The organism is Serratia sp. BW106, from assembly GCF_002607755.1.
GTDB classification, from domain to species: domain Bacteria; phylum Pseudomonadota; class Gammaproteobacteria; order Enterobacterales; family Enterobacteriaceae; genus Serratia; species Serratia proteamaculans.
This window is the reverse complement of sequence record NZ_MCGS01000034.1, coordinates 118,902-142,143: the sequence shown is the minus strand read 5'-3', so window position 1 is coordinate 142,143 and position 23,242 is coordinate 118,902. Positions and strand designations below refer to the sequence as shown.

Sequence of the window (23,242 nt, the reverse complement as noted above, 5' to 3'; positions counted from 1 at the left end):
CACTGCCAGGCATCAAATAAACGTTATCGGTTTGACACCCGGTAATGAGCAGGATCGCCATGAGCGGTTTTGCCACATCGAAAGATGTAACGTGAAAGAACCGGTGGAGCGGTAGTTCAGTTGGTTAGAATACCTGCCTGTCACGCAGGGGGTCGCGGGTTCGAGCCCCGTCCGTTCCGCCACTAATTTGATAAGCCCTGAGTCTCTGACTCAGGGCTTTTTCATATGAAAAATTCAGAGAAATAGTCTATTGCAGCGTGATTTATGCGGTGAAAATCTATTTTGATAAATAATTATCTGAATTGAATGCCAATATAAAGAATAATATACCCGGCAGTAGGATCCCCACCGGGTAATCTACATTCTCGTCGTTATTTAATATTCTGACGGGCGAGTTCCAACTGAATATCCTTATCCAGATTGGCCACCCAGCGATTATAGTTTGGGTGAATCTTTCCGTCTTTGGCATCCATATTACCGCTGCCAATATAGTTAATTTGATAACTATTCGTATTGTAAGTGATGCGGATGTCGGCACTGTGACCACGCAGCAAAATTTTGCCATCGATCACGCCGTCAGCGCTCGGGTTCATAATCCAGCCACGGTTCAAGCCTGCAGAGAGAATGGCCTGACGCACCTGTGCGTCACTGTGGCTACCAGTAACCTGTTGACTGACGTTTCTTACCGGGGCTGTGCCTGCGCAACCACTGACCAAAACCGCAGCGAATACGCCAGTTAAAATGAATTTTAATGGTTTCATACTCTTTTCCATGAGTGATGGTGAATAAGAAATGTATTAGCCACACACCGGGTGTAGTGTATGACTCTCCCCGATTAAGATACTCCGATGAAGCATTTTCGACAAATATTGCTGGTTTTCATTACGATAATTCCTTTTTCTCTCAAGTCTCATCAGGTTATGTCGATAAGTAAACCTAATCGTTTAATCGAATATTCCGTGTAAAAATAGGAATTTTGGGAATGCATTCTGAGGTTAGATATAATAAATTTACCCACGGAATTTTTCTGACCGGTAATACCCTTTAATGGCGGGCGACATGAATATACTCAGTTGGTGGGCGATGGCTCCCGATCGTGGAACGCGTGATGCATGGCGCCAATGGGCTACAGATTACTCTCTTGCCGCTGAATATCAGGGCGTATTACCCGGCTGTTCTCATATCCCCATGATGTCGCTGCGTCGGATGAGTATCGGAACCCGTTTGGCGGTAGAAAGCGGACTGATCTTGTTGAATGACCACCAGGCGGATATGGCGATCTTTACCAGTCGTCATGGCGAACTGGAGCGGACGCACAAAATTCTTCAGCATCTGCATCAGGAACAACCCTTATCGCCAACGGATTTTGCCATGTCGGTGCACAACACGGCGGCAGGCTGGTTGACTATTACGGCGAAGAATACTTTGCCGACCACTTCATTGGCTGCCGGGGCAGACAGCTTTCAGCAGGGGATGATTGAGGCCCAGGCGCTCTTGGCCACGGGCAGTGCTGGGCGGGTATTGTTAATTGATTTCGACGGTATTGTGCCGGAGGTTTATCGCCCTTTCGCGCCGGAAAATTCGGTTCCCTATGCTGTCGCCCTGTTGCTCGAAAGCGGTGACAGTCTGCATTGCCAGGCAACAACTACCGAACAGGCTAACCGCCATGAGCCACAGGGGTTGGCGTTTTTACGGGGTTGGTTGAGTGCTGATGATGAATTCACGGTACCGGGCCTACGGCACGACTGGTCGTGGAAACGCTGATGGCTACGACGATCCCTGCGGAAAGTGCTCCCGAAAAATCCTCCTGGTTTAATCGCTGTTGGCGGGTGGTGGCGACGGGCTTTTGCTTTTCACTGTTTGGTTTGGGTGGCCTGTTACTGTCTGGCGTCTGGTTTAACCTGATGCGTCTGGTGGTCCGTGATCCAGATAGCCGCAGTCGATTGACGCAGAACTCAATCCGTCACAGTTTCCGTTTCTTCCTGGCCACGACGCGCTTTTTTGGCGTTCTGGATTACCATTTCGACAATGTAGAACGCTTTAGTGAGGATCGCGGTTGCCTGGTGATCGCCAATCATCCCAGCCTGCTGGACTATGTGTTGCTGGCATCTCGGATGCCGCGCTGTGACTGTATCGTCAAAGAGGCCTTGCTGAGTAATGTGTTTGTCAGCGGGGTGATCAAAGCGGCGGGGTACTTGGCCAATGCGCAGTCGGATATCCTATTGGAGCAGTGCCGACAACGCCTGGCCAGCGGAGGGACTATCCTGATCTTCCCGGAGGGCACTCGTACTACGCCGGGCAAGGCGCTGACATTGCAGCGGGGGGCCGCCAATATTGCGCTACGAGGGCAGTGTGACATCCGCGTGGTGCATATTCATTGCCAGCCCCCCATGCTGACGAAGCAGGGCAAATGGTATAATATCCCGGCGATAAAGCCGCAGTTCCATATCACCGTTCAGGATAAGATCGACGCCCGCGCATTTATTCATGCAAATGACGTTTCTCCCGCCCTTGCGGCAAGAAGATTAACCCAGCATTTAACTGACGCCTTACAGTCAGAACCTATAAATAATGAGAAATAGTGGAATGAATTTATTGAGCACCGAAATCAAGCAATTGATCATTGATACGCTCAATCTTGAAGGTATGACACCGGAGGAGATTGACGCTGAGGCACCGCTGTTTGGTGATGGACTGGGCCTGGATTCCATTGATGCATTGGAACTGGGTCTGGCATTAAAGAACCGCTATGGCGTGGTGCTGTCGGCTGAAAGCCAGGATATGCGCCAACATTTTTATTCCGTGGAAACGCTGACAAAGTTTGTTTCTGCACAGCGTAGCAAATAAGGGGTTTTCATGGATAAGCAAGAAATTTACCTGCAAATTCAGGCGCTGTTGGTCAAGCTGTTCGAGCTGGACGCGGATGACATTAAGCCGGAGTCCCGCTTATACGAAGAGCTTGAGCTGGACAGCATTGATGCGGTGGATCTGGTCGTGCACCTGCAGAAAACAACCGGTAAGAAGATCAAACCGGAAATGTTCAAGTCGGTGCGCACCGTGCAAGACGTGGTTGATGCCATCGATGAGCTGCTTAAGTCAGATAGTTAAGGCCGCAGTATAAAAGTGAACACTGCCCCCTGGCTGAATCCGATGTTGCGGCTGTTGCAGGTCGTGACCTGGCTGGTGCTGCTGCTTTATCCACTGGCGGTCTGGGTTGGCTTGACTCGCTGGGGAACCACTGTCCTGGCGCCGCTGTTGGTGACGGTGTTTACCTTACGCTTGCTGGTGCTGCGCGGTAAACTTCGTCAGCAAATGTGGTTAGGCAAAGCCCTGGCTATTGTCGGTATCTTGCTGGCGCTGGCCAGTTGGGCGCTGAAGCAGAGCCACTGGTTGCTGTATTACCCGGTATTGGTTAACGCATTACTGCTGTTGCTGTTTGCATACTCGCTGTTTGTGCCACCCACGGTGGTTGAGCGGTTGGCGCGTATAACCGAGCCGCAGCTGGATGCCGCTGGCGTGGCTTACACTCGCCGGGTGACTCAGGTTTGGTGTGGGTTCTTTATTGTTAACGGCGCGATAGCGCTGGCAACCTGCCTGTCCGGTGATATTGCACTCTGGACGCTGTATAACGGCGGCATCAGCTATCTGCTGATGGGGGCATTAATGGGTATTGAATGGACAGTCAGGAAAAGGATCAGGCGCGCCTGAGTTTGCCGATGAGCCAATGGCTCAGCCCGGAGCGTGATGATGGGCTGCTTATTGCCTGGCGTGGCGCTCAGGTGTTCTATCTCGGTCAGTTTCGCCGTGACGTTGCCGCATTGGCTACAAAGCTGGCAGGCAGGCAAGAGCGTCGTTGGGCGCTGTGTTTTGATGATAGCTATCGCTTTGCCGTTGCGTTGTTGGCATCCTTGTATGCCGCCAGGGTGCCGGTGATTTTTGGCCACCAGCGCGAAGCCATCCTCAAAGAGCAGCGGGCAGATTACGATGCGTTGCTGACCGATATACCTCTCGATCCCGGCGTGCCGGTGTTGTCGGTATCCGAGGGGGCCAATGCGGGTAGCGTACTGCCCGCCTGGCCTCAGGATCCTCGTTTTATTCTTTACACTTCCGGCTCTACCGGCCAGCCGCAGGCGGTGAATAAATCAGTTGCCTGTATGGACCATGAAAGCGAACTGCTGGCTGAAACCTGGCACGAGCCCTTGCAAGGTTGCTGCGTTATCGCGTCGGTGTCTCACCAGCATATGTATGGCCTGAGTTTTCGCCTGTTCCTGCCACTGGCTTTTGGCCTGCCGTTTGATGCGCAGTTAACGCAGTATCATGAACAGTTGATTGCCAGACACCAGGGCCGGCGTCTGGTTTTTGTCAGCAGCCCGGCGTGGCTTAAGCGTTTGGATAACCGCCTGGCGCTGACCGAATGCGTTAAGGTATTTTCCGCCGGTGGCCCGCTATCTGGCGCCGAAGCCAAACTGTCGCAGCAGATGCTGGGCGGATTGCCGTTGGAAATATACGGCACGACGGAAACCGGCTCGCTGGCCTGGCGCAAGCAAGTTCGAGAGGCCGCACTGTGGCAGCTATTTGATGGCGTGACGCTAACGGTTAATGCAGACAGCAGTGTCAAGGTCGTGTCGCCACTGATCCCTGATAGCGGCGAACTGGTGTTGAGCGATATTATTCAGCTCGCACCGGACGGCCGACAATTTCAATTAAACGGCCGCGCCGACCGTATTATCAAACTGGAAGAGAAACGACTGTCGCTAAGCGAAATTGAGCGTCGGCTGACTTCGCTACCGGAGATCGCCGATGCCGCGGTGTTAACGCAGCAGCAAACAGGACGCACGGTATTGGTAGCGGTGCTCGTGTTGTCACCCTATGGCGAAACCCGCCGACAAAGCTTGTCCGAAGGGGGGTTAACCCGCGAACTGCATCAGGCGCTGCGGGGCTGGCTGGAGCCGGTGGCCCTGCCGCGTCGCTGGCGTATTATCGATGCCATTCCGCTGAATCCGCAGGGCAAGCGCGCCTATGCTGAACTACAGGAGCTGTTTTTATGATGCAACCTGAGGTGCTGCAACAGCAGGTGAGTGACGCTACCCATGCCAGCCTGCAGCTGCGTTTATCTGCCGGGCTGTTTTGGTTTCGCGGCCATTTCCCGGAACATCCGATCCTGCCGGGGGTCACGCAGTTGAACTGGGTGATGCAATATGCCCGGCAATTGCTGGCTATCGAGGCCGGGTTCAAAGGGATCGAAGTGATCAAATTTCAACAACCCCTGTTGCCGGAGCAAACCGTACTGTTACAGCTTGAATGGCAGCCGGCGCGGCATAAACTGTTATTCAGCTACCGCGTGGGTGAAACGATCGCCAGCAGCGGTAAGATCTCATTATGTCAGTGAGCGCCCCCTTCACCCCCTGTCTCGTTATCCCTTGTTTCAATCACGGGCAGATGATGGCCGCGGTGCTGAGCTCGTTAGCCAGCTATGGCCTGCCATGCCTGATCGTGGACGATGGCAGCGATACCTATACCGCCGGGGAACTCCAGCGCCTGGCCGCGGAGCTACCCTGGGTCAGGTTGCTGCGACTGGAGAAAAACCAGGGGAAAGGGGCGGCGGTGATCGCCGGTCTGCAGTTGGCACAACGGCAGGGTTACAGCCATGCTTTACAGGTGGATGCCGACGGCCAGCATCAACTGAGTGATATCCCGGCCATGATCGACGAGGCGCGCGCTCATCCGGATTGTCTGATTTCCGGCCGACCCATTTACGACAGCTCGGTGCCAAAAGCTCGCCTGTATGGCCGCTATGTCACCCATGTCTGGGTATGGATAGAAACCCTGTCGCTGTCGTTGAAAGACAGCATGTGTGGTTTTCGCGTTTATCCGGTGGGACCGACGCTGGCGCTAACCACTCGCCATCCGCTCGGCAAGCGCATGGATTTCGATACCGAAGTGATGGTCCGGCTGTATTGGCAGGGAGTCCCCAGTCGTTTTTTACCGACGCGGGTCACCTATCCGGCCGACGGCGTTTCTCATTTTGACGCGCTGCGCGATAATCTGCGTATCTCCTGGATGCATACCCGTTTGTTCTTTGGCATGTTGCCGCGTATTCCTCGCCTGCTGCGACAACGCCAACGGTCGGCTAATTCACAACATTGGTCGGCGACCCAGGAGCGTCGTGGCCTGTGGGGCATCCGGCTGATGCTGCAGATCTACCGGCTGTTTGGCCGCCGGGTATTTCAATTATTGCTGTATCCGGTGATCGGTTATTTCTGGCTGACCGGGCGTCGCCAGCGCGAGGCATCGCGCGCTTACCTGCAGCGTCTGCGGCAGTTCGCCCAGAGTCGGCAGCAGCCGTTGCCTGCGTCGCTCAGCAGCTTCCATCACTTTATGCGTTTTGGCGAGGCGATGCTCGACAAGCTGGCGAGCTGGCGCGGGGAACTGAATGATATTCGGTTGGTGGATCGCGCTGGCTGTGAACGCCAGATAGCTTCCGGCAAAGGTACGCTGATCCTGGCTTCACACCTGGGGGATATCGAGTCCTGCCGTGCCCTGGGCGAGCTGGATTCCGGCGTAAAAGTGAATGCCCTGGTGTTTACCGAGCACGCCGAGCGCTTCAACCAGATGATGAAAGAAGTGAATCCGCGCGCCAATCTGAATTTGATCTCAGTGACGTCGCTGGGGCCGGAAACGGCCATGCGGCTGCAGGACAAGCTGGATGCCGGTGAATGGGTGGCGATCGTCGGCGATCGCACCTCTGCCGGTAAACATCAGCGAGGTGAGCAACCCCGCGTAGTATGGAGCCGTTTTCTCGGCCAACCAGCCCCTTTCCCGCAGGGACCCTTTGTCCTGGCTGCCGCACTGCGTTGCCCGGTATTTCTGATGTTCGGTCTCAAGCAGCAGGGGCGCCTGAACGTTTATTTCGAGCCGTTTGCCGATCCGCTGTTATTACCCCGTCAGCAGCGCCAGCAGGCGTTGCAAGACGCGGTGGATAGTTATGCCGCACGGCTGGAGCACTATTGCCTGCTGGCACCGCTCGACTGGTTTAATTTTTTCGATTTTTGGCAACTGGCGGCGCAGCCGTCAGCGCAACAGGGGCCTGAGACATGAAGCTAAAAGACGATCCGCGATTCTCCGTCAGTATTGAAATCGCTATTCCTTTCCATGATACCGATGCCATGGGCGTCGTGTGGCACGGCAACTACTTCCGTTATTTTGAGATCGCGCGTGAAGCGCTGCTCAAACAGTTCAGTTACGGTTATCGGCAGATGCAGGCTTCGGGCTATGTCTGGCCGATCGTGGATACGCGAGTGAAATACATCGCGCCGGTGCTGTTTGAACAGCGCATTATCGTTTGCGCCGAGCTGGAAGAATATGAAAACCGCCTGCGCATTGGCTACCGCATTCTGGATGCAGAGAGCGGCAAAACCACCACCCGCGGTCATACCATTCAGGTAGCGGTAGACGCTGACAGCAAAGAAATGTGTTTTGCCTCACCGCAGGTGCTGCTGGACAACATTGAGGGGGCGCAATGAAGTACGGGTTATGGGTTCTTATCACCTTTTTCAGCCTGAGCGTCCAGGCGGTCACATTGCCGGAATTGCAACAGCGCTTTAGCCAGCAGCCGGTGTTGCGCGCCGAGTTTGAACAGCAGCGCAGCATCAGCGGCATGACGAAACCTTTGAAATCCAGCGGTGAGCTGCTGATTTCCCAGCAAAAAGGGCTTTGGTGGGCGCAACAGAAACCCTTCCCGCTGACCCTGCTGCTGGATGATAAGCGCATGGTACAAACCCTGGCAGGCCAGCCGCCGCAGGTGGTAACGGCGGACAACAATCCGCAAATGTTTCAGTTCAACCACCTGCTGACCGCGCTGTTTCACGCCGACAGCCAGGCGCTGGATCAAAACTTTGCTTTGCAGTTCAGCGATTTGGGAAAAAACCAATGGCGACTGGTGCTGACACCCAAAACCACTCCTCTCGACAAGTTGTTCAAGCGAATTACCCTCAACGGTGCGCAATTCCTGGAAACCATTGATATCGATGATATGCAAAGTGATGCCACCCATATCCGCTTCTTTAACCAGCGTACGGCACCACAGACGCTGACCGCCGAGGAGCAACAGCGTTTTGCGTCCTGAATTGCACCGGCGGTTGGCGTTTGGCTGGCTGGCGATTTGCCTGCTGTTGCTGGCGGCTTTGTGCTGGCTGTTGCCGCGCAGCCAGATCAACAGCAGCGTATTGGCGTTATTACCGAAGCAGCAACTGGTGGGCGTGCCGGATGAGCTGGCCGAAGGTTTCAGCCGCCGGCTCGACCGCCAACTGATGTGGCTGGTCAGCCCGCCGCCGGGAGCAGATAGCGCTGCGGTGAACTGGTGGTGGCAACAATTACGCCAGATGCCGGAACTGCAGCAGGTTGGCGGGCCAATGGATGCGCAACGTCAGCAGCAGTGGGGGCGTTTTTTCTACCAGCACCGTAATGTGCTGCTGGACGATGCCACCCGGCAACGCTTGTTGCAGGGGGCGGATGCGCAAAGCCAGTGGATCCTTGGGCAACTCTATTCTGCTTTCGCCGGGGTTAGCGGCAAGGAGCTGGCTAACGATCCGCTGATGCTGGTGCGAGCCTCGCAGCTGGCACAGCAACAAAACGGTGGCTTGCTGAGCCTGTCCAATGGCTGGCTGGTGGCGCGTGATGCACAGGGTCGCAGTTGGTATCTGCTGCACGCTGAATTAAGTGCCTCTTCTTATGACATCAGCAGTGCCCGGCGCACGGTGGATAAACTTACGGCATTGCAGCAACAACTGCAGCAGCGCTGGCCGGGCGCAGAGGTGCTGAACCGCGGTACGCTGTATTACAGCAATTACGCCAGCCAACAGGCCGAACGGGATATTTCCACTATTGGCCTGGCGTCGGTGGTGGGGGTGTTTGTATTGGTGCTGTTGATGTTCCGTTCACCGTTGCCGCTGTTGCTGTGCGGGCTATCGGTGGGGATAGGCGCCTTGGCGGGCACCGTCGCCACGCTGTTGGTCTTTGGCGAAATACATTTGATGACGCTGGTGTTGAGCATCAGCATCGTCGGCATTTCGGCCGATTACACGCTCTATTTCCTGACCGAACGTATGGTGCATGGTGAGCAATCGACACCGTTGGCCAGTTTACAAAAGCTGTTGCCGGCGCTGTCGATGGCTTTGCTGACTACGGTGGTGGCTTATCTGGCGCTGTTGATTGCGCCGTTCCCGGGTTTGCAGCAGTTGGCGGTGTTTGCCGCTGCCGGGCTCAGCGCCGCCTGTCTTACCGTGATTTGCTGGTATCCCCGGTTGTCGCGTCGGCTGCCGGTGCGGCCGGCTCCGGGTTTGCCGCTTATCCTGCGCTGGCTGCATGCCTGGCGACATCGTCCCTTACTGCGCTATGGGTTGCCCGCAGCGGTATTGTTGCTGGTGGTGGCCGGTTTCAGCCAGTTGAAGGTCGACGACGATATTGGCCAATTGCAGGCGTTACCCACGGCGTTACAGCAACAGGAACAACGCATTGCGGCATTGACGGGTCAGCATAACGATCAGAAATGGCTGGTGGTCTACGGCGAAAATGCCGAACAGTTGTTGCAACGCATCGAGTTGCTGCAGCCCAAGCTGGCGCAGGCAAAACGGCAGGGCGTGCTGGCGGATTATCGTCTGTTACCTCTGCCTTCACTCCAGCGCCAGCAGCAGAACGTCGCTCTGTTGCAGCGGGTAGCGCCGCAGGTGATGACGCAATTACAGCAGGCGGACCTGACCCTGAAAGCCCCTGACTTGACCGCTGAATGGGTGAAACCGGATCAGTGGCTGAGCAGCGTGGTCAGCGAGGGTTGGCGACTGCTGTGGCTGACGCTGCCCGATGGGCGCAGTGCAGCGCTGGTACCGGTCAACGGGGTGCAGAACAGCGCGGCGATGCAGGCATTGGCTGAACAGGTGCCGGGCACCGGTTGGATCGACCGTAAAACCGAATTCAGTGAACTCTTTGGCCAGTACCGGCTGTATCTTTCCTATCTGCTGATGCTGTCAGTGGCGGCGATCGCGCTGATTTATCTGTGGCGTTTTGGCCTGCGTCATGGCTTGCGTTGCATGGTGCCGACGCTGTTGTCGCTGGGCAGCGGTATTGCGGTATTGGCGTTGAGCGGCCATACGCTGAACCTGTTCTCGCTGCTGGCGTTGGTGCTGGTATTGGGGATCGGCATCAATTATACGCTGTTCTTTACCAATCCCCGGGGGACGCCGACCACCTCGATGTTCGCCATCTTTATGGCGGTATTCACCACCCAATTGACCTTTGGCATGCTGGTGCTGAGCCATACTCAGGCCATCAGCAGTTTTGGCATTGTATTGAGCAGCGGCATCGCCGTCGCCTTTCTGTTAGCGCCGCTGACGTTAGCAACAAAAAGAAAAAGAGGAAAAGCCTGATGCGTGGCTTACGAATGATGCTGTTAACGCTGGTCGCGGTGCTGGCCGGTTGTGCCGGTTCGCAGGATCCAACCCTGCCGCAGGCGTGGCTGAAACCCGGTACACGGGTGACATTACCCGCACCGACGCTGGCGCAGCCGTTCAGCCAGCAGCAACTGCTGACCGCCGAAGTGAAAGGGCAGCAGCATTCGATGCTGGTATTGCTCAATGCCGACGGCCAGCGCTTGCAATTGGTTGGCATGTCGCCGCTCGGTATCCGGCTGTTCAACCTGACCTACGATCGTCAGGGGATCCATACCGAACAGTTGATTAAAGTGGGCGAATTGCCGCCCGCCAGCCAGGTGTTGGCCGACATAATGCTGAGCTATTGGCCGTTGGCGGACTGGCAACCTTTGCTGCCTGCCGGGTGGCGGCTGGAAGATCAACCGCAGGTGCGGCGTCTGTATGACGATCGTGGGACGATCATCAGTGAAATCCGTTATCAGCAGGGGGACGGGCGGCGTGAACCGCAGTCTATCACCCAATCCGCTTTCCATTACCGCATCACCATTCAGAACCTGGGGAGCGAATAATGATCTACTTCTCCGCCGTAGGGATGGTGAATGCGTTGGGTAACAGTTTGCCGCAGATAGCGGAAAATCTGGCGCGTGGCGTGTCGCCCGGCATGCAGCAGCAGACGCAGTGGCTGCTCGGGGGCGCGCCATCCTGGTTCGGAAATGTACAGGGCGAACTGCCTGCCATTCCTGAGCCACTCAAAAAGCATAACTCTCGCAACAACCGCCTGCTGCTGGCAGCATTGGCGCAGATCGACACGCCAGTGCGCGAGGCTATCGCCCGCTACGGCGCGGATCGTGTTGCGGTGATTATGGGCACCAGTACCTCCGGTATCCACGAAGGTGAGCTGGCGCTGCAACAGTATCAGGCGGGGCAGTGGCCGCAGGGTTATGATTATCAGCAGCAGGAGTTGGGCGATCCGGGCCTGTTTCTCAGCGCGTTTCTTGCTACCCGTGGCCCGGCTTATACCCTGTCTACTGCCTGTTCCTCCAGTGCGCGTGCCATTATCAGCGGTAAACGCCTGATTGAGGCCGGGCTGGTGGACGCGGCGATTGTTGGCGGTGCCGACAGCTTGTGCCAAATGCCGATTAACGGTTTCCACAGCCTGGAGTCACTGTCAGCGGAACGCTGTACGCCGTTCGCCACTGGGCGTAGTGGCATTAATATCGGTGAGGCGGCAGCGTTGATGTTGTTAACGCGGGAACCGGCACCGGTCGCACTGTTGGGCGTCGGTGAATCTTCCGATGCCTGGCATATGTCGGCACCGCATCCTGCCGGTGAAGGAGCCGAACGGGCCATCAGCATGGCACTACGGCAGGCCGGTCTGAACGCCGGGCAAATTGGTTATATTAATCTGCACGGTACCGCTACACGGCTTAACGATCAGGTTGAAGCGCAGGTGGTCAATCGCCTGTTCGGTAGCCAGACGCCGTGCAGTTCTACCAAGCATCTTACCGGCCACACGTTGGGTGCTGCCGGTGCGGTCGAGGCGGCGTTGAGCTGGCTGTTGCTGACTCAGCCGTTGCCGCTGCCGCAGCAAGATTTCAGTCGCGTGCCGCGTGATGCCGAATTGGCACCGATAGGCTTGGTTTACCAACCACAACCGCTGCGCCAGCGTGCGATTTTGTCCAATTCATTTGCCTTCGGCGGTAACAATGCTTGTCTGCTGTTGGGAGAAGCTTGATGAATCACTATCACACTGCCGAATACTATTTGCCTCATGCATCACCAATGGTGCTATTGGAACAGGTGCTTGAAGTAGGTGAAGAGCATGCCCGCTGTGCCGTTACGGTCAGTGCCGACGGCGTGCTGGCGCCATTTCTTGACGCGCAAGGCGCACTGCCGGGCTGGTATGGCATTGAGCTGATGGCACAGGCGATTGGCGTCTGGAGTGGCTGGCATGGCCGTCAGAGCGCCCAGCCGCCGCAATTGGGCATGTTGCTGGGCGGACGTGCGATTCACTGCGAGTTACCGATCTTTCCTGCCGGCAGTAAACTGTTGGTTAGCGTGCAGCAACTGTTAAAAGACGAAAAGTTAGCCAGTTTTGAGTGTGAAATCAGTATCGATAATGTGCGCATCGCACAGGGCAGGCTGAATACTTACCAGCCTGATCAACAAGAAATCATTCAATTGACGACCTTAAGGGGAGACGCATGATGCGTTCCGTTTTAGTCACCGGCGCCAGTAAAGGGATCGGTCAGGCCATCGCCTGCCGCCTGGCTGCCGATGGCTTTTTGATGGTAGTTCACTACCACAGCGATAAGACCGGGGCAGAACAGACACTGCAGCAAATTACCAACGCCGGTGGGCAAGGGCGGTTGCTTCAGTTTGATATCAGCAACCGCAGCCAGTGCCGTGAGGGGCTGGAACAGGATATTGAAACCCACGGCGCCTATTATGGCGTGGTGAACAATGCGGGCATTACCCGCGATGGTGCTTTCCCTGCGCTGAGTGAGGACGACTGGGATGGCGTGATCCATACCAATCTCGACAGCTTCTACAACGTACTGCACCCCTGCGTGATGCCGATGATTGGCTTGCGTAAGGGCGGGCGGATTATCGCGCTGTCGTCGGTTTCCGGCGTGATGGGTAACCGTGGGCAGGTCAACTACAGTGCGGCCAAGGCCGGGGTGATCGGTGCCTGCAAGGCGCTGGCGATCGAACTGGCAAAGCGCAAAATCACCGTTAACTGCATCGCGCCTGGCCTGATTGATACCGGCATGATCGACATGGAGCCGGCGGCGCTGGATGAAGCGATGCGCGTTATCCCGCTTAAACGCATGGGCTCGGCGGAAGAGGTGGCCGGGCTGGCCAGCTATCTGATGTCGGATATTGCCGGCTATGTGACGCGGCAGGTCATTTCCATTAACGGAGGAATGGTATGACGCAACGAGTGGTAGTAACCGGCATGGCCGGTGTGACGGCGTTCGGCAATAACTGGGCGGATGTCTCCAGCCGGCTGAAGCAGGGCAAGAATGCGGTGCGTTACATGACGCAATGGGAAGAATATCAGGGGCTGAATACCCACCTTGGTGCACCGATCGAGGATTTTGTATTGCCGGAGCACTATACCCGCAAGCGTATTCGTTCGATGGGCCGGGTTTCACTGTTGGCCACCCGGGCAACCGAACTGGCACTTGAGCAGGCTGGGCTGCTGGGTGAGGCGGTACTGACCAACGGTGAGACCGGTATCGCTTACGGCTCATCGACCGGCAGCACCAAGCCGGTCAGCGAGTTCGCCACCATGCTGACCGAGAAGCACACCGGCAACATTACCGGTACCACCTATGTGCAGATGATGCCCCACACCGCGGCGGTGAATACCGGCCTGTTCTTTGGCCTGCGCGGCCGGGTGATCCCGACCTCCAGCGCCTGCACCTCAGGCAGTCAGGCCATTGGCTACGCCTACGAGAGCATTCGCCATGGGTATCAGACGGTGATGGTGGCGGGGGGAGCCGAAGAGCTGTGTCCTTCGGAGGCGGCGGTGTTCGACACGCTGTTCGCCACCAGCCAGCAGAACGAGCACCCGGCGCTTTCGCCACGCCCGTTTGACCGTCAACGTGACGGGTTGGTGATTGGTGAAGGGGCGGGGACGCTGATTTTGGAGTCACTGGATCATGCGCTGGCGCGCGGTGCTACCATTTACGGCGAGATTGTCGGCTTTGCCACCAACTGCGATGCCGCGCATATTACCCAGCCGCAGCAGGAAACCATGCAGATCTGTATGCAGCAGGCACTGAAGGCCTCCGGGCTGGCGATCGGTGATATTGGTTATATTAGCGCTCACGGCACGGCGACCGATCGTGGTGATATCGCAGAAAGTCAGGCAACGGCGGCGATTTTTGGCAATAGCACGCCGATCTCCTCGTTGAAAAGCTACTTTGGTCATACGCTGGGTGCTTGCGGTGCATTGGAAGCCTGGATGGCGCTGGAGATGATGCGTGAAGGCAGCTTTGCGCCGACCATCAACCTCAGCGAACCGGACAGCGCCTGCGGCGATCTGGATTACATCATGGGCGGCTATCGCCAGATTGATACCGAGTTTGTGCAGTCGAACAACTTTGCGTTTGGCGGTATCAATACCTCGCTGATCCTGCGCCGCTGGGCGTAATCTTGCCTTGCCGGGGTGCTTACCCCGGCAATTGTTGTATTTTAATCAAAAGTCTTATGCACAATAGGGCGTTTTTGATCAACAAAACAGTTGCCATAATCCTCCCATATCGCTTCAACATCCTAATGAGAGAATAAAATTATGAGCATCCCTGCATTTGGTTTAGGTACCTTCCGTCTTCAGGACCAGGTCGTTATCGACTCGGTTAGCACCGCGCTGGCACTGGGGTATCGCGTCATTGATACCGCACAGATCTATGAAAACGAAGCGGCAGTGGGCCAGGCGATCGCCGCCAGCGGTATCCCGCGTGAAGAGCTGTTCATCACCACCAAGATTTGGATCGCCAACCTGGCGAAGGGCAAGTTGATCCCAAGCCTGCAAGAGAGCCTGAGCAAACTGCAAACCAGTTATGTTGATCTGACTCTGATCCACTGGCCGTCGCCGAATGACGAAGTCTCTGTCGCGGAGTTTATGGCTGAGTTGGCGGAAGCCAAAAAGCTGGGCCTGACCCGTCAGATTGGCGTGTCCAACTTCACTCTGGATCTGATGCAGCAGGCGATTGATGCGGTAGGCGCGGACCAGATCGCCACTAACCAGATCGAGCTGTCGCCGTATTTACAGAACCGCAAGGTGGTGGAGTTTGCCCAGCAGCACGGCATTGCCATCACCTCCTACATGACGCTGGCCTATGGCCAGGCGCTGCAGGATGAGACCATCAAAGCTATCGCGACAAGCCGCAACGCCACTCCGGCACAGGTTATCCTGGCCTGGGCGCTGCAATTGGGTTACGCGGTGATCCCATCATCGACCAAACGTGAAAACCTGGCGAGCAACCTGTTGGCGCAGCAACTGACGCTGACTGCCGAGGAAATGGCGGCAATCGCCAGCCTGGAAAACAATGGCCGTCTGGTCAGCCCGGAAGGCCTGGCACCGAACTGGGATTGATTCTCTAGCATCTATACATCAGGGCGCCCAAACGGGCGCCTTTTTTATGGTGCCAAACGCTCACTAATAAAATCGATAAAGCTGCGCAGGCGGTTGCTGACTGCACTGTCGCTGTAATACACGGCATTGATCGGCATTGCTACCGGCAGGGTTTCAGCAACCAAAATCGGGACCAAATCGCCGCTATTGATATCTGCATCAATCATAAAATTCGACAGGCAGGCAATACCGTTGCCGTGCAGGCACAGGTGACGCTGGGTTTCACCACTGTTGGTGGTCAGGCCCGGGGTTATTTCCAATTGGCGGCCGTCGGCGCAGGCCAACGGCCAGCGGTTCAGACTGGGCAGGTCGTTAAAACCAATGCAGCAGTGCTGCTCTAATTCTTCTACCGTCTGTGGCGTGCCGTACTGCGCCAAATAGCGGGGGGAGGCGAGAACGCGCCGATAGCTGGTCATCAGCTTGCGTGCCTTCAGGCTGGAGTCGGTCAACTCACCGACGCGGATGGCAATATCTACCTTACGCTCGATCAGATTGATAAAGTTCTCCGATGACACCAGCGACAGCGTCATCTCCGGGTAGAGCGTCCGAAACTCCGCCACCAGCGGCGTCAATACATGCAGTACTACCGGTGTCGCGGCATCGACGCGTAGCAGCCCTTGCGGACGCTGACGGCTTTCCATCAGCGCATTCTCCGCCGCCGCCATATCACTCAGTACCTTCTGCACCTGACGGAAATAGTTCTCCCCTTCCTGCGTCAGGCTGATCTGGCGTGTCGTGCGGTTAAGCAACGTCACGCCCAGCTTGGTTTCCAGCTTCTTGACCGTACGGCTGACTACCGAATTCGCCTGAGCAAGCTGTTCTGCCGCCCGGCTGAAGCTGCCGCTTTCTACCACGGTGACGAAGGTGATGAGTTCATCGGAGTTCGCTTTCACTATTGCTCCTTTGGCAAAATTAATTTGATATTTTGAGCATTTTTATCATTTAAGCATAGGCCGATAATAGCCGTCATCAACCTGAACGCTATTTGGAGTAAAAAAGATGCCTCTCGCATTACTTGCATTGACCATCAGTGCCTTTGCTATCGGTACGACGGAATTTGTGATTGTCGGACTGATCCCGACGATTGCAGAGCAGTTAGGGGTAACTGTGCCGTCCGCCGGGCTGCTGGTGACTATTTATGCTATCGGCGTGGCCATTGGCGCGCCGGTGCTGACGGCGTTAACCGGCCGTGTACCGCGCAAGCTGCTGCTGATCAGCCTGATGGTGCTGTTCACCCTCGGTAACCTGTTGGCCTGGCAGTCGCCAGGCTACGAGTCGCTGGTGATAGCTCGTCTGCTGACCGGTCTGGCCCATGGGGTGTTCTTCTCAATCGGTTCTACCATTGCTACCAGCCTGGTGGCGAAAGAGAAGGCCGCCTCGGCGATTGCCATCATGTTTGGTGGCCTGACCGTGGCGCTGGTGACTGGGGTGCCCTTGGGGACCTTTATCGGCCAGCACTTTGGCTGGCGTGAAACCTTCCTGGCAGTATCACTGATTGGCGTAATAGCCACCGTGGCCAGCGCTATTTTGGTGCCAAACAACATTAAAAATCAGGCCAGTGCCAGCATTAAGGACCAGTTCAAAGTGCTGACGCATCCTCGCCTGTTGCTGATTTACGCCATTACTGCACTGGGTTACGGTGGTGTGTTCACTACCTTCACCTTCCTGGCGCCGATGATGCAGGAACTGGCGGGCTTCTCCGCTCCGGCAGTCAGTTGGATCCTGCTGGCCTACGGTATTGCGGTGGCGATAGGTAACATCTGGGGTGGCAAGCTGGCGGATCGTCACGGAGCCGTGCGTGCATTGAGCTTTATTTTCGCCGCTCTGGCCGTTCTGTTGCTGGTGTTCCAGTTCACTGCCAGCCACAGCATTGCCGCGTTGCTGACGGTGATCGTCATGGGGGTGTTTGCCTTTGGTAACGTTCCGGGTCTGCAGGTGTATGTGGTACAAAAAGCCGAGCAGTACACGCCAAACGCGGTGGATGTGGCTTCCGGCCTGAACATTGCGGCCTTTAACGTGGGTATTGCCCTTGGCTCCGTGATTGGTGGCCAAACCGTGGCGACCTTGGGTCTGGCACAAACACCGTGGATTGGTGCGTTGATTGTGCTGGTGGCGCTGTTACTGGTGGGGGTCAGCGGCCGGCTGGATAAGAAGTACCGGCAGCAATTGGCCTGAACCTCATAGTTTTTTCTTCACTGGCCTGCATTTTGCGGGCCTTTTCGCATTTATGACACGCTGCCGCTAACCTTTACACACATATACTGTCAGAAGATTGAAATCCCTGTATCACGCCCCTATAACTGAAAGGGTATAACCCCTAAAAGCCATGCCGTCAGCCGAGGGCAGGCGTATAATCAATTCATTGTTGGCGGGAATGTCACCGCCAGTTTCATCCTAATGGGAAATAGGCGAATAGCGTGCCGAAACGAACTTATGCAATGAGGTATGTTGCAGGCCAGCCAGTTGAGCGAATTTTCCCTGGCGCCATCGACCAAGCGTTGCCGCCCGGGGCTGCATTGCCCACGTCCGGCGCGTTACGGGTCATGGTGTGGAATATCTTTAAACAGCAGCGTGCCGACTGGCTTTCGGTGCTGAAAAGCTATGGCAAGGATGCGCAACTGGTGCTGTTGCAGGAAGCGCAAACCACGCCTGAACTGGTGAGCTTTGCTACGTCAAACTATCTGGCAGCCGATCAGGTGCCGGCATTTGTGTTGCCGCAGCATCCTTCCGGCGTCATGACGCTGGCGGCGGCGCATCCGGTCTATTGTTGTCCGCTACGTGAACGTGAGCCTTTGCTGCGATTGGCCAAGTCGGCGTTGATCACCGTCTACCCGTTGTTTAACGGCCAGTTATTGATGGTAGTGAATATTCATGCGGTTAATTTCAGCCTGGGCGTGGACGTTTACAGTAAGCAACTGGGGCCGATTGGTGAGCAGATTGCCCATCACCATGGGCCGGTGATCATGGCCGGGGATTTTAATGCCTGGAGCCGTAAACGAATTAATGCGCTTTATCAGTTCGCCAGTGATATGGCGCTGCGTGAGGTGAATTTCACCGATGATCACCGTCGCAAGGCTTTTGGTCGCCCACTGGATTTTGTGTTTTATCGCAACATGGGGGTGGCAGAGGCTTCGGTTCTGGTGACCAGCGCGTCGGATCATAATCCGCTGTTGGTGGAGTTTCATCCAGAGGCCGACAAACCGCACTGGTAATGTTCACCCCTGTATTCAGGACGGGTCACAGACAATAAAAAAGCACCCCGAAGGGTGCTTTTTTTGCGCCGAAAATTTAGGTATCCGGCGACGTTTTATCGCTGACAAACAAGGTCAATTTCAGACCCGGTTGCAGGCTGCTGTTAGCCTTGGCAAGCGTTGAGTTCCAACGCATCACGTCGTTAATATCGACGCCGTGACGACGTGCAATACTGGCAAGCGAATCACCTTTACGAACCTGATAAGTGATACTGCTGTTACTGCCGGTGTTGCTGGCCACTTGCAGGGTTTGCCCAACTTTCAGCGTGCTCTTGGCACGTAAATTGTTCCAACTCTGCAAATCGCTGGACTTGATATTCAACCGCTTGGCAATGCCCGATACCGTATCGCCGGAGCGCACTTTATACGAGCTGCCACCAGTCAAACCGCTGTTCTTCGCCAACTGGGTAGTTGGTTGAGTCACGGCGATCTGGCCATCGGCCAACGAGTCTTTCAGCTGATCGGCATGACCTTTGGGAACCATAATGTAATGGGGCCCGTTGGGTGCCGTAACGCCTTTTTTGTAGCCTGGGTTGTAAGCTTTCATCTTGGTCAGTGAAAGCCCAGCCATCTCAGCCGCCTGAGTTAACTGTATTTGCTGCCCAACATCAATACGCGCCAGTGCACGGGTGTTATCAGTCTTAGGCAGATTGATACCGTACTTTTTGCTGTTCTTAATGATGTCGCTCAGCGCCAGCATTTTCGGGACATAAATTGACGTTTCACGTGGAAGCGACAATGCCCAGAAATTGGTTGGCTTACCCTGGCGTTTATTCGCCTTAACCGCCTGCATGACACGGCCTTCACCACTGTTATAAGCAGCAATGGTCAGTAACCAGTCACCCTTAAACATGCGGTTCAAATACTGCATCATATCAAGCGCAGCAGTCGTTGAGGCCACGACATCGCGTCGTCCGTCATACCACTGATTGTTTTTCAAACCATAATTCCGACCCGTTTGCGGCACGATTTGCCATAGCCCTGCGGCGTTGGCACTTGACGTGGCGTGGGGGTCAAAAGCGCTCTCCACTATGGGTAGCAGTACCAGTTCCATCGGCATATTGCGTTTCTTAATCTGCCCGACTATCCAGTACATGTACGGCTCTGCCCGTAATGTTACATCGTGGAGATAGCTCTTACTTTTTAGGTACTTTCTTTTTTGATCACGGATCCGGGAATTTTCCGGAACCTCCATCTTCAGCTCGTCGCTAATGAAGTTCCACAGGTTCTGTTGCGCGGCACCACTATTGTTATCTAGCCACCGCGCCGAGCTCGCTCGACCATTCGCTGTGTACTCTCCTGCTTCACCTTCTTGACCTGCCGAAGACAAACTCTGTGCATGCTGTTCTGGGGCCGGTGCGTCCTGCCTGGACGACTGGCACCCCACTAGCAAGACTGAGGCGAGAAATATCGCTTTAGCCTTCATGTGTGTGTCAATATAGTTGCTTAAAAGACGAGCAATCATACTTTGCTTCGCCAAACAACACAACTAAAAGCTCAGAAGTTGTCTTTTCGCAGGCGTAATTCGGAAAAAACTGAATGAAGGTGCTTTGGTGGCGTATGGAATCCTAATTTCTTTTGTAAATCAGTGTCATGGCAGCGTAAAAATAGGTTAATTTTACGCTCTAATTGTAGCGGAGTAGGGACGCTGGGTTGGCCTTTTGCCCGTAATGCCTCGACTTGTTGCTGATATGTTTCAATCTGTCGATCTTCCGGCAAAATAGCCCGTGCAAACTTAAGATTTGAAAGCGTATATTCATGCGCGCAACAAACTAACGTGTTATCGGGAAGTTGCGCGAGCTGTTGAAATGAGTCGTACATTTGCTCGGCGGTCCCTTCGAAAAGCCTGCCGCAGCCGGCAGAGAAAATAGTGTCTCCGCAGAACAGATAAGGTGCGCTATAGAAAGCCACATGACCCAATGTATGTCCGGGAACCGCGATGGTGGCGAATTTTTGTCCGTTAATTTCGATGGTGTCGCCGTCATGAACGATGTGGTTAGCACCTTTGTCGGCGGTTTCCTGTGGGCCATAGACTTTCAGCCCGGGATAGCGCGCTGCAATTTGTGCAACGCCGCCAACGTGATCGTGGTGATGGTGGGTCAGCAGGATCGCATCAGGCGTCAGGTTCAGCCGATCCAGCGCTGCCAACACCGGTTGTGCCTCGCCGGGATCGACGATAGTGCAATGCCCCTGCTGGTTATCCAATAACCAAATGTAATTGTCCTGGAAGGCGGGAATACTGATAAGATTCATGTTGGACCTCTCGTTGGCAACGGCTTGAAAGAAGATAATAAATCATGAAACCAGCCCATACTCTACAAAAGCTCACCGGCCCACAGTCCTGGGCGGAGTTGCCGTGGGGGGAATACTATCGTGAGGCGCTTGAGCGGCAGTTGCAACCCTGGTGGTCGAAGCTGTTTGGTTTCCACCTGCTAAAACTCGGTAATCTCAGTGCCTGTCTGGCAACCGACAAATGCGCCATTTCTCATCAGGTGAATGTGGGTCTGGAAGGGGATAACCTGCAGGTGATTGGCGATGCCTACCAGCTCCCCTTTGCCGCCAAGTCGGTGGATGCCTGCCTGTTGGCGCATACGCTGTCTTATGCTGACGATCCGCACCGCATGCTGCGTGAGGTTGATCGCGTGTTGATCGACGACGGCTGGCTGGTGATCAGCACCTTCAATCCGTTCAGTCTACTGGGGTTAGGCAAGCTGGTTCCCGGGTTACGCCAACGTCAGCCTTACGTCAGCCGGATGTTTACCCAGATGCGCCTGTTGGACTGGCTGAGCTTGCTGAATTATGAAGTCCTGCATCAGTCGCGTTTTCACGTGTTGCCGTGGCAACGTAAAGGTGGGAAGTTTTTATGCACCCACTTACCGGCGCTGGGGTGCATGAGCGTGATTGTGGCGCGTAAACGCACCCTGCCGCTGACGCCAACACCGATGAAGTTCGGTGCCAGGAAGCCTGCTCTCAGCCGCGCCGTCGGCGCGACCAAGAGTTATCGCAAACTGCCTTAACTTTCCGGTTTATAACCGACGTCATCCTGGGTTGGATTACCGGCCGCATCGCGCGCCAGCACGTCGCAGCGTTCGTTTTCCGGATGGCCGGCATGGCCCTTGACCCATTCCCATTTGATGGTGTGGCGCTGAATGGCCAAATCCAATCGCTGCCATAAATCGACATTCTTGACCGGTTTTTTGTCGGCCGTTTTCCAGCCGCGCTTTTTCCAGTTGTGGATCCAAGTGGTAATGCCCTGGCGCACATACTGGCTGTCGGTGCTCAGAACCACTTCGCAAGGGGTGGTCAGAGCTTCCAGCGCGACAATCGCCGCCATCATCTCCATGCGGTTGTTGGTGGTCAGGCGGAAGCCCGCGCTGAAGGTTTTTTCAGTCTGCTTATAACGCAGTATTGCGCCATAACCACCGGGGCCCGGGTTGCCAAGGCAGGAGCCGTCGGTGAAAATTTCTACCTGTTTGAGCATCTCTGGTAGACTCTTCCTATCAGTTTTATAAAAGCCAAGTCTGACATAAACACGCGCTGCGAGCACTGCAATATGATCTCTACAACCACCAGACAGATTGTCCTCGATACCGAAACCACCGGTATGAATAAACTCGGGGTGCATTACGAAGGCCACCGCATCATTGAAATTGGTGCACTGGAAGTGATTAACCGCCGCCCGACCGGCCGTCACTACCACGTCTACATCAAGCCGGATCGGCTGGTGGATCCTGAGGCCTATGGGGTTCACGGCATCAGCGATGAGTTCCTGGCGGATAAACCGACCTTTGCCCAGATTGCCGATGAGTTTATCGACTTTATCCGCGGCGGTGAGTTAGTCATCCATAACGCGGCGTTCGACATCGGCTTTATGGATCACGAATTCCGCATGCTGCAGCAGGGCATCCCGAAGACCGATACCTTCTGTACCATCACCGACAGCCTGTTAATGGCGCGCCGCCTGTTCCCGGGCAAGCGCAACAACCTCGATGCCCTGTGTGGCCGCTACGAGATAGACAACAGCAAGCGTACGCTGCACGGCGCGTTGCTCGATGCCGAGATCCTGGCGGAAGTCTATCTGGCGATGACCGGCGGTCAGACGTCGATGGCATTCCAGATGGAAGGCGATACGCAGAATAATAATTCAACGCAGGACATTCAGCGCATTGTGCGTCCGGCGACGACGATGAAAGTGGTCTACGCCAGCGATGAAGAAGTGGTGGCTCACGAGGCGCGTCTGGATTTGGTGGCGAAAAAGGGCGGCAGCTGCCTGTGGCGTACAGAAGTGGAATAACGCTGTTTTAATCTGGGCAGATAATCTTTGGCCCCTGTTAGCTGAAAAACTGTGCAAACGGTTCATTTGGTAAGAGAAAGGCATTGACGCCATAGTGGCTCAACCGTAATATGCGCCTCGTTCCTCT

At 55.4% G+C, this 23,242-nt stretch carries 26 protein-coding genes and 1 tRNA gene; 22 read left to right on the top strand and 5 right to left on the bottom strand.

All coding sequences use genetic code 11. From position 1 onward, the window contains the following. The first annotated feature begins 105 nt into the window (after positions 1-105). Positions 106-182 (top strand) — tRNA-Asp (locus tag BEI65_RS21125). Between the two features lie 189 nt (positions 183-371). Here the strand turns inward: BEI65_RS21125 and BEI65_RS21120 are convergent. Next, positions 372-761, bottom strand: coding sequence for a hypothetical protein (locus BEI65_RS21120; protein ID WP_099064985.1), 390 nt, complete (start codon positions 759-761; stop codon positions 372-374). A 286-nt stretch (positions 762-1,047) separates the two neighbouring features. Here BEI65_RS21120 and BEI65_RS21115 point away from each other — a divergent pair, with 286 nt between their 5' ends. The 17 genes from BEI65_RS21115 to dkgB all read left to right on the top strand — a co-directional run bounded on the left by BEI65_RS21115 (position 1,048) and on the right by dkgB (position 15,531). Continuing rightward, on the top strand, positions 1,048-1,764 hold the full coding sequence (locus BEI65_RS21115; protein WP_099064984.1) for a beta-ketoacyl synthase chain length factor: 717 nt from the start codon (positions 1,048-1,050) through the stop codon (positions 1,762-1,764). After that, the gene (locus tag BEI65_RS21110) at positions 1,764-2,582 is read left to right on the top strand and encodes a 1-acyl-sn-glycerol-3-phosphate acyltransferase (protein WP_099064983.1); all 819 of its coding nucleotides are present in this window, start codon (positions 1,764-1,766) and stop codon (positions 2,580-2,582) included. The genes BEI65_RS21115 and BEI65_RS21110 overlap by 1 nt, the downstream gene beginning before the upstream one ends. A 4-nt stretch (positions 2,583-2,586) precedes the next feature. Next, positions 2,587-2,847 (top strand): phosphopantetheine-binding protein, encoded by a 261-nt coding sequence (locus tag BEI65_RS21105; protein ID WP_099064982.1) that lies wholly within the window; start codon positions 2,587-2,589, stop codon positions 2,845-2,847. A gap of 9 nt (positions 2,848-2,856) precedes the next feature. Then, complete coding sequence (locus tag BEI65_RS21100; protein WP_012005336.1) at positions 2,857-3,108, top strand: acyl carrier protein; 252 nt, start codon at positions 2,857-2,859, stop codon at positions 3,106-3,108. Positions 3,109-3,150: 42 nt separating this feature from the next. Then, positions 3,151-3,708 (top strand): hypothetical protein, encoded by a 558-nt coding sequence (locus tag BEI65_RS21095; protein WP_198404493.1) that lies wholly within the window; start codon positions 3,151-3,153, stop codon positions 3,706-3,708. Continuing rightward, positions 3,675-5,048: an AMP-binding protein gene (locus BEI65_RS21090; RefSeq protein ID WP_099064980.1), complete on the top strand. Its 1,374-nt coding sequence runs from the start codon at positions 3,675-3,677 to the stop codon at positions 5,046-5,048. Before BEI65_RS21095 ends, BEI65_RS21090 begins: the two co-directional genes overlap by 34 nt. Beyond that, positions 5,045-5,389 (top strand): 3-hydroxyacyl-ACP dehydratase FabZ family protein, encoded by a 345-nt coding sequence (locus tag BEI65_RS21085; protein ID WP_099064979.1) that lies wholly within the window; start codon positions 5,045-5,047, stop codon positions 5,387-5,389. The genes BEI65_RS21090 and BEI65_RS21085 overlap by 4 nt, the downstream gene beginning before the upstream one ends. Continuing rightward, positions 5,380-7,098 (top strand): glycosyltransferase, encoded by a 1,719-nt coding sequence (locus BEI65_RS21080; protein WP_099064978.1) that lies wholly within the window; start codon positions 5,380-5,382, stop codon positions 7,096-7,098. The genes BEI65_RS21085 and BEI65_RS21080 overlap by 10 nt, the downstream gene beginning before the upstream one ends. Then, positions 7,095-7,523 (top strand): thioesterase family protein, encoded by a 429-nt coding sequence (locus BEI65_RS21075; RefSeq protein ID WP_099064977.1) that lies wholly within the window; start codon positions 7,095-7,097, stop codon positions 7,521-7,523. Before BEI65_RS21080 ends, BEI65_RS21075 begins: the two co-directional genes overlap by 4 nt. Then, positions 7,520-8,125 (top strand): outer membrane lipoprotein carrier protein LolA, encoded by a 606-nt coding sequence (locus BEI65_RS21070; RefSeq protein ID WP_099064976.1) that lies wholly within the window; start codon positions 7,520-7,522, stop codon positions 8,123-8,125. The genes BEI65_RS21075 and BEI65_RS21070 overlap by 4 nt, the downstream gene beginning before the upstream one ends. Further along, on the top strand, positions 8,115-10,421 hold the full coding sequence (locus BEI65_RS21065; RefSeq protein ID WP_099064975.1) for an MMPL family transporter: 2,307 nt from the start codon (positions 8,115-8,117) through the stop codon (positions 10,419-10,421). Before BEI65_RS21070 ends, BEI65_RS21065 begins: the two co-directional genes overlap by 11 nt. Next, complete coding sequence (locus BEI65_RS21060) at positions 10,421-10,993, top strand: DUF3261 domain-containing protein (RefSeq protein WP_099064974.1); 573 nt, start codon at positions 10,421-10,423, stop codon at positions 10,991-10,993. Before BEI65_RS21065 ends, BEI65_RS21060 begins: the two co-directional genes overlap by 1 nt. Next, positions 10,993-12,159 (top strand): beta-ketoacyl-[acyl-carrier-protein] synthase family protein, encoded by a 1,167-nt coding sequence (locus BEI65_RS21055; protein ID WP_099064973.1) that lies wholly within the window; start codon positions 10,993-10,995, stop codon positions 12,157-12,159. The genes BEI65_RS21060 and BEI65_RS21055 overlap by 1 nt, the downstream gene beginning before the upstream one ends. After that, positions 12,159-12,632, top strand: coding sequence for a hotdog family protein (locus BEI65_RS21050; RefSeq protein ID WP_099064972.1), 474 nt, complete (start codon positions 12,159-12,161; stop codon positions 12,630-12,632). The genes BEI65_RS21055 and BEI65_RS21050 overlap by 1 nt, the downstream gene beginning before the upstream one ends. Continuing rightward, positions 12,629-13,360, top strand: a complete 732-nt coding sequence (locus BEI65_RS21045) for a 3-ketoacyl-ACP reductase FabG2 (protein ID WP_099064971.1) — start codon at positions 12,629-12,631, stop codon at positions 13,358-13,360. The genes BEI65_RS21050 and BEI65_RS21045 overlap by 4 nt, the downstream gene beginning before the upstream one ends. Then, entirely contained in the window at positions 13,357-14,586 is a 1,230-nt protein-coding gene (locus BEI65_RS21040; RefSeq protein WP_099064970.1) for a beta-ketoacyl-ACP synthase, read from the top strand. The genes BEI65_RS21045 and BEI65_RS21040 overlap by 4 nt, the downstream gene beginning before the upstream one ends. A gap of 141 nt (positions 14,587-14,727) precedes the next feature. Next, on the top strand, positions 14,728-15,531 hold the full coding sequence (dkgB, locus tag BEI65_RS21035; protein WP_085115290.1) for a 2,5-didehydrogluconate reductase DkgB: 804 nt from the start codon (positions 14,728-14,730) through the stop codon (positions 15,529-15,531). A 44-nt stretch (positions 15,532-15,575) separates the two neighbouring features. Here the strand turns inward: dkgB and yafC are convergent, their stop codons facing one another. Continuing rightward, positions 15,576-16,463, bottom strand: coding sequence for a DNA-binding transcriptional regulator YafC (gene yafC, locus BEI65_RS21030; RefSeq protein ID WP_099064969.1), 888 nt, complete (start codon positions 16,461-16,463; stop codon positions 15,576-15,578). A gap of 106 nt (positions 16,464-16,569) precedes the next feature. On the opposite strand from yafC, the gene BEI65_RS21025 reads away from it, so the two are divergent. Together BEI65_RS21025 and BEI65_RS21020 are read left to right on the top strand one after the other, a co-directional pair. Further along, the gene (locus BEI65_RS21025; RefSeq protein ID WP_099064968.1) at positions 16,570-17,745 is read left to right on the top strand and encodes an MFS transporter; all 1,176 of its coding nucleotides are present in this window, start codon (positions 16,570-16,572) and stop codon (positions 17,743-17,745) included. A gap of 242 nt (positions 17,746-17,987) precedes the next feature. After that, on the top strand, positions 17,988-18,782 hold the full coding sequence (locus tag BEI65_RS21020) for an endonuclease/exonuclease/phosphatase family protein (protein ID WP_099064967.1): 795 nt from the start codon (positions 17,988-17,990) through the stop codon (positions 18,780-18,782). Positions 18,783-18,858: 76 nt separating this feature from the next. Here BEI65_RS21020 and mltD read toward each other — a convergent pair whose 3' ends face one another. Both mltD and gloB read right to left on the bottom strand, forming a co-directional pair. After that, positions 18,859-20,247 carry a murein transglycosylase D gene (gene mltD / locus BEI65_RS21015; RefSeq protein ID WP_176979060.1) on the bottom strand — a complete coding sequence of 463 codons (1,389 nt, stop codon included), beginning with the start codon at positions 20,245-20,247 and terminating at the stop codon, positions 18,859-18,861. A 71-nt stretch (positions 20,248-20,318) separates the two neighbouring features. Beyond that, a complete protein-coding gene (gloB, locus tag BEI65_RS21010; RefSeq protein ID WP_099064965.1) occupies positions 20,319-21,074 on the bottom strand; it encodes a hydroxyacylglutathione hydrolase in 756 nt (251 codons plus the stop codon). A gap of 44 nt (positions 21,075-21,118) precedes the next feature. Between gloB and BEI65_RS21005 the strand changes: the two genes are divergently transcribed. Further along, positions 21,119-21,838: a class I SAM-dependent methyltransferase gene (locus BEI65_RS21005; protein WP_099064964.1), complete on the top strand. Its 720-nt coding sequence runs from the start codon at positions 21,119-21,121 to the stop codon at positions 21,836-21,838. Here the strand turns inward: BEI65_RS21005 and rnhA are convergent. Further along, a complete protein-coding gene (gene rnhA / locus BEI65_RS21000; protein WP_099064963.1) occupies positions 21,835-22,302 on the bottom strand; it encodes a ribonuclease HI in 468 nt (155 codons plus the stop codon). The two genes, BEI65_RS21005 and rnhA, sit on opposite strands and share 4 nt — an antisense overlap. Before the next feature lie 72 nt (positions 22,303-22,374). Between rnhA and dnaQ the strand changes: the two genes are divergently transcribed. After that, on the top strand, positions 22,375-23,115 hold the full coding sequence (gene dnaQ, locus BEI65_RS20995) for a DNA polymerase III subunit epsilon (protein WP_099064962.1): 741 nt from the start codon (positions 22,375-22,377) through the stop codon (positions 23,113-23,115). Positions 23,116-23,242: the final 127 nt, after the last annotated feature.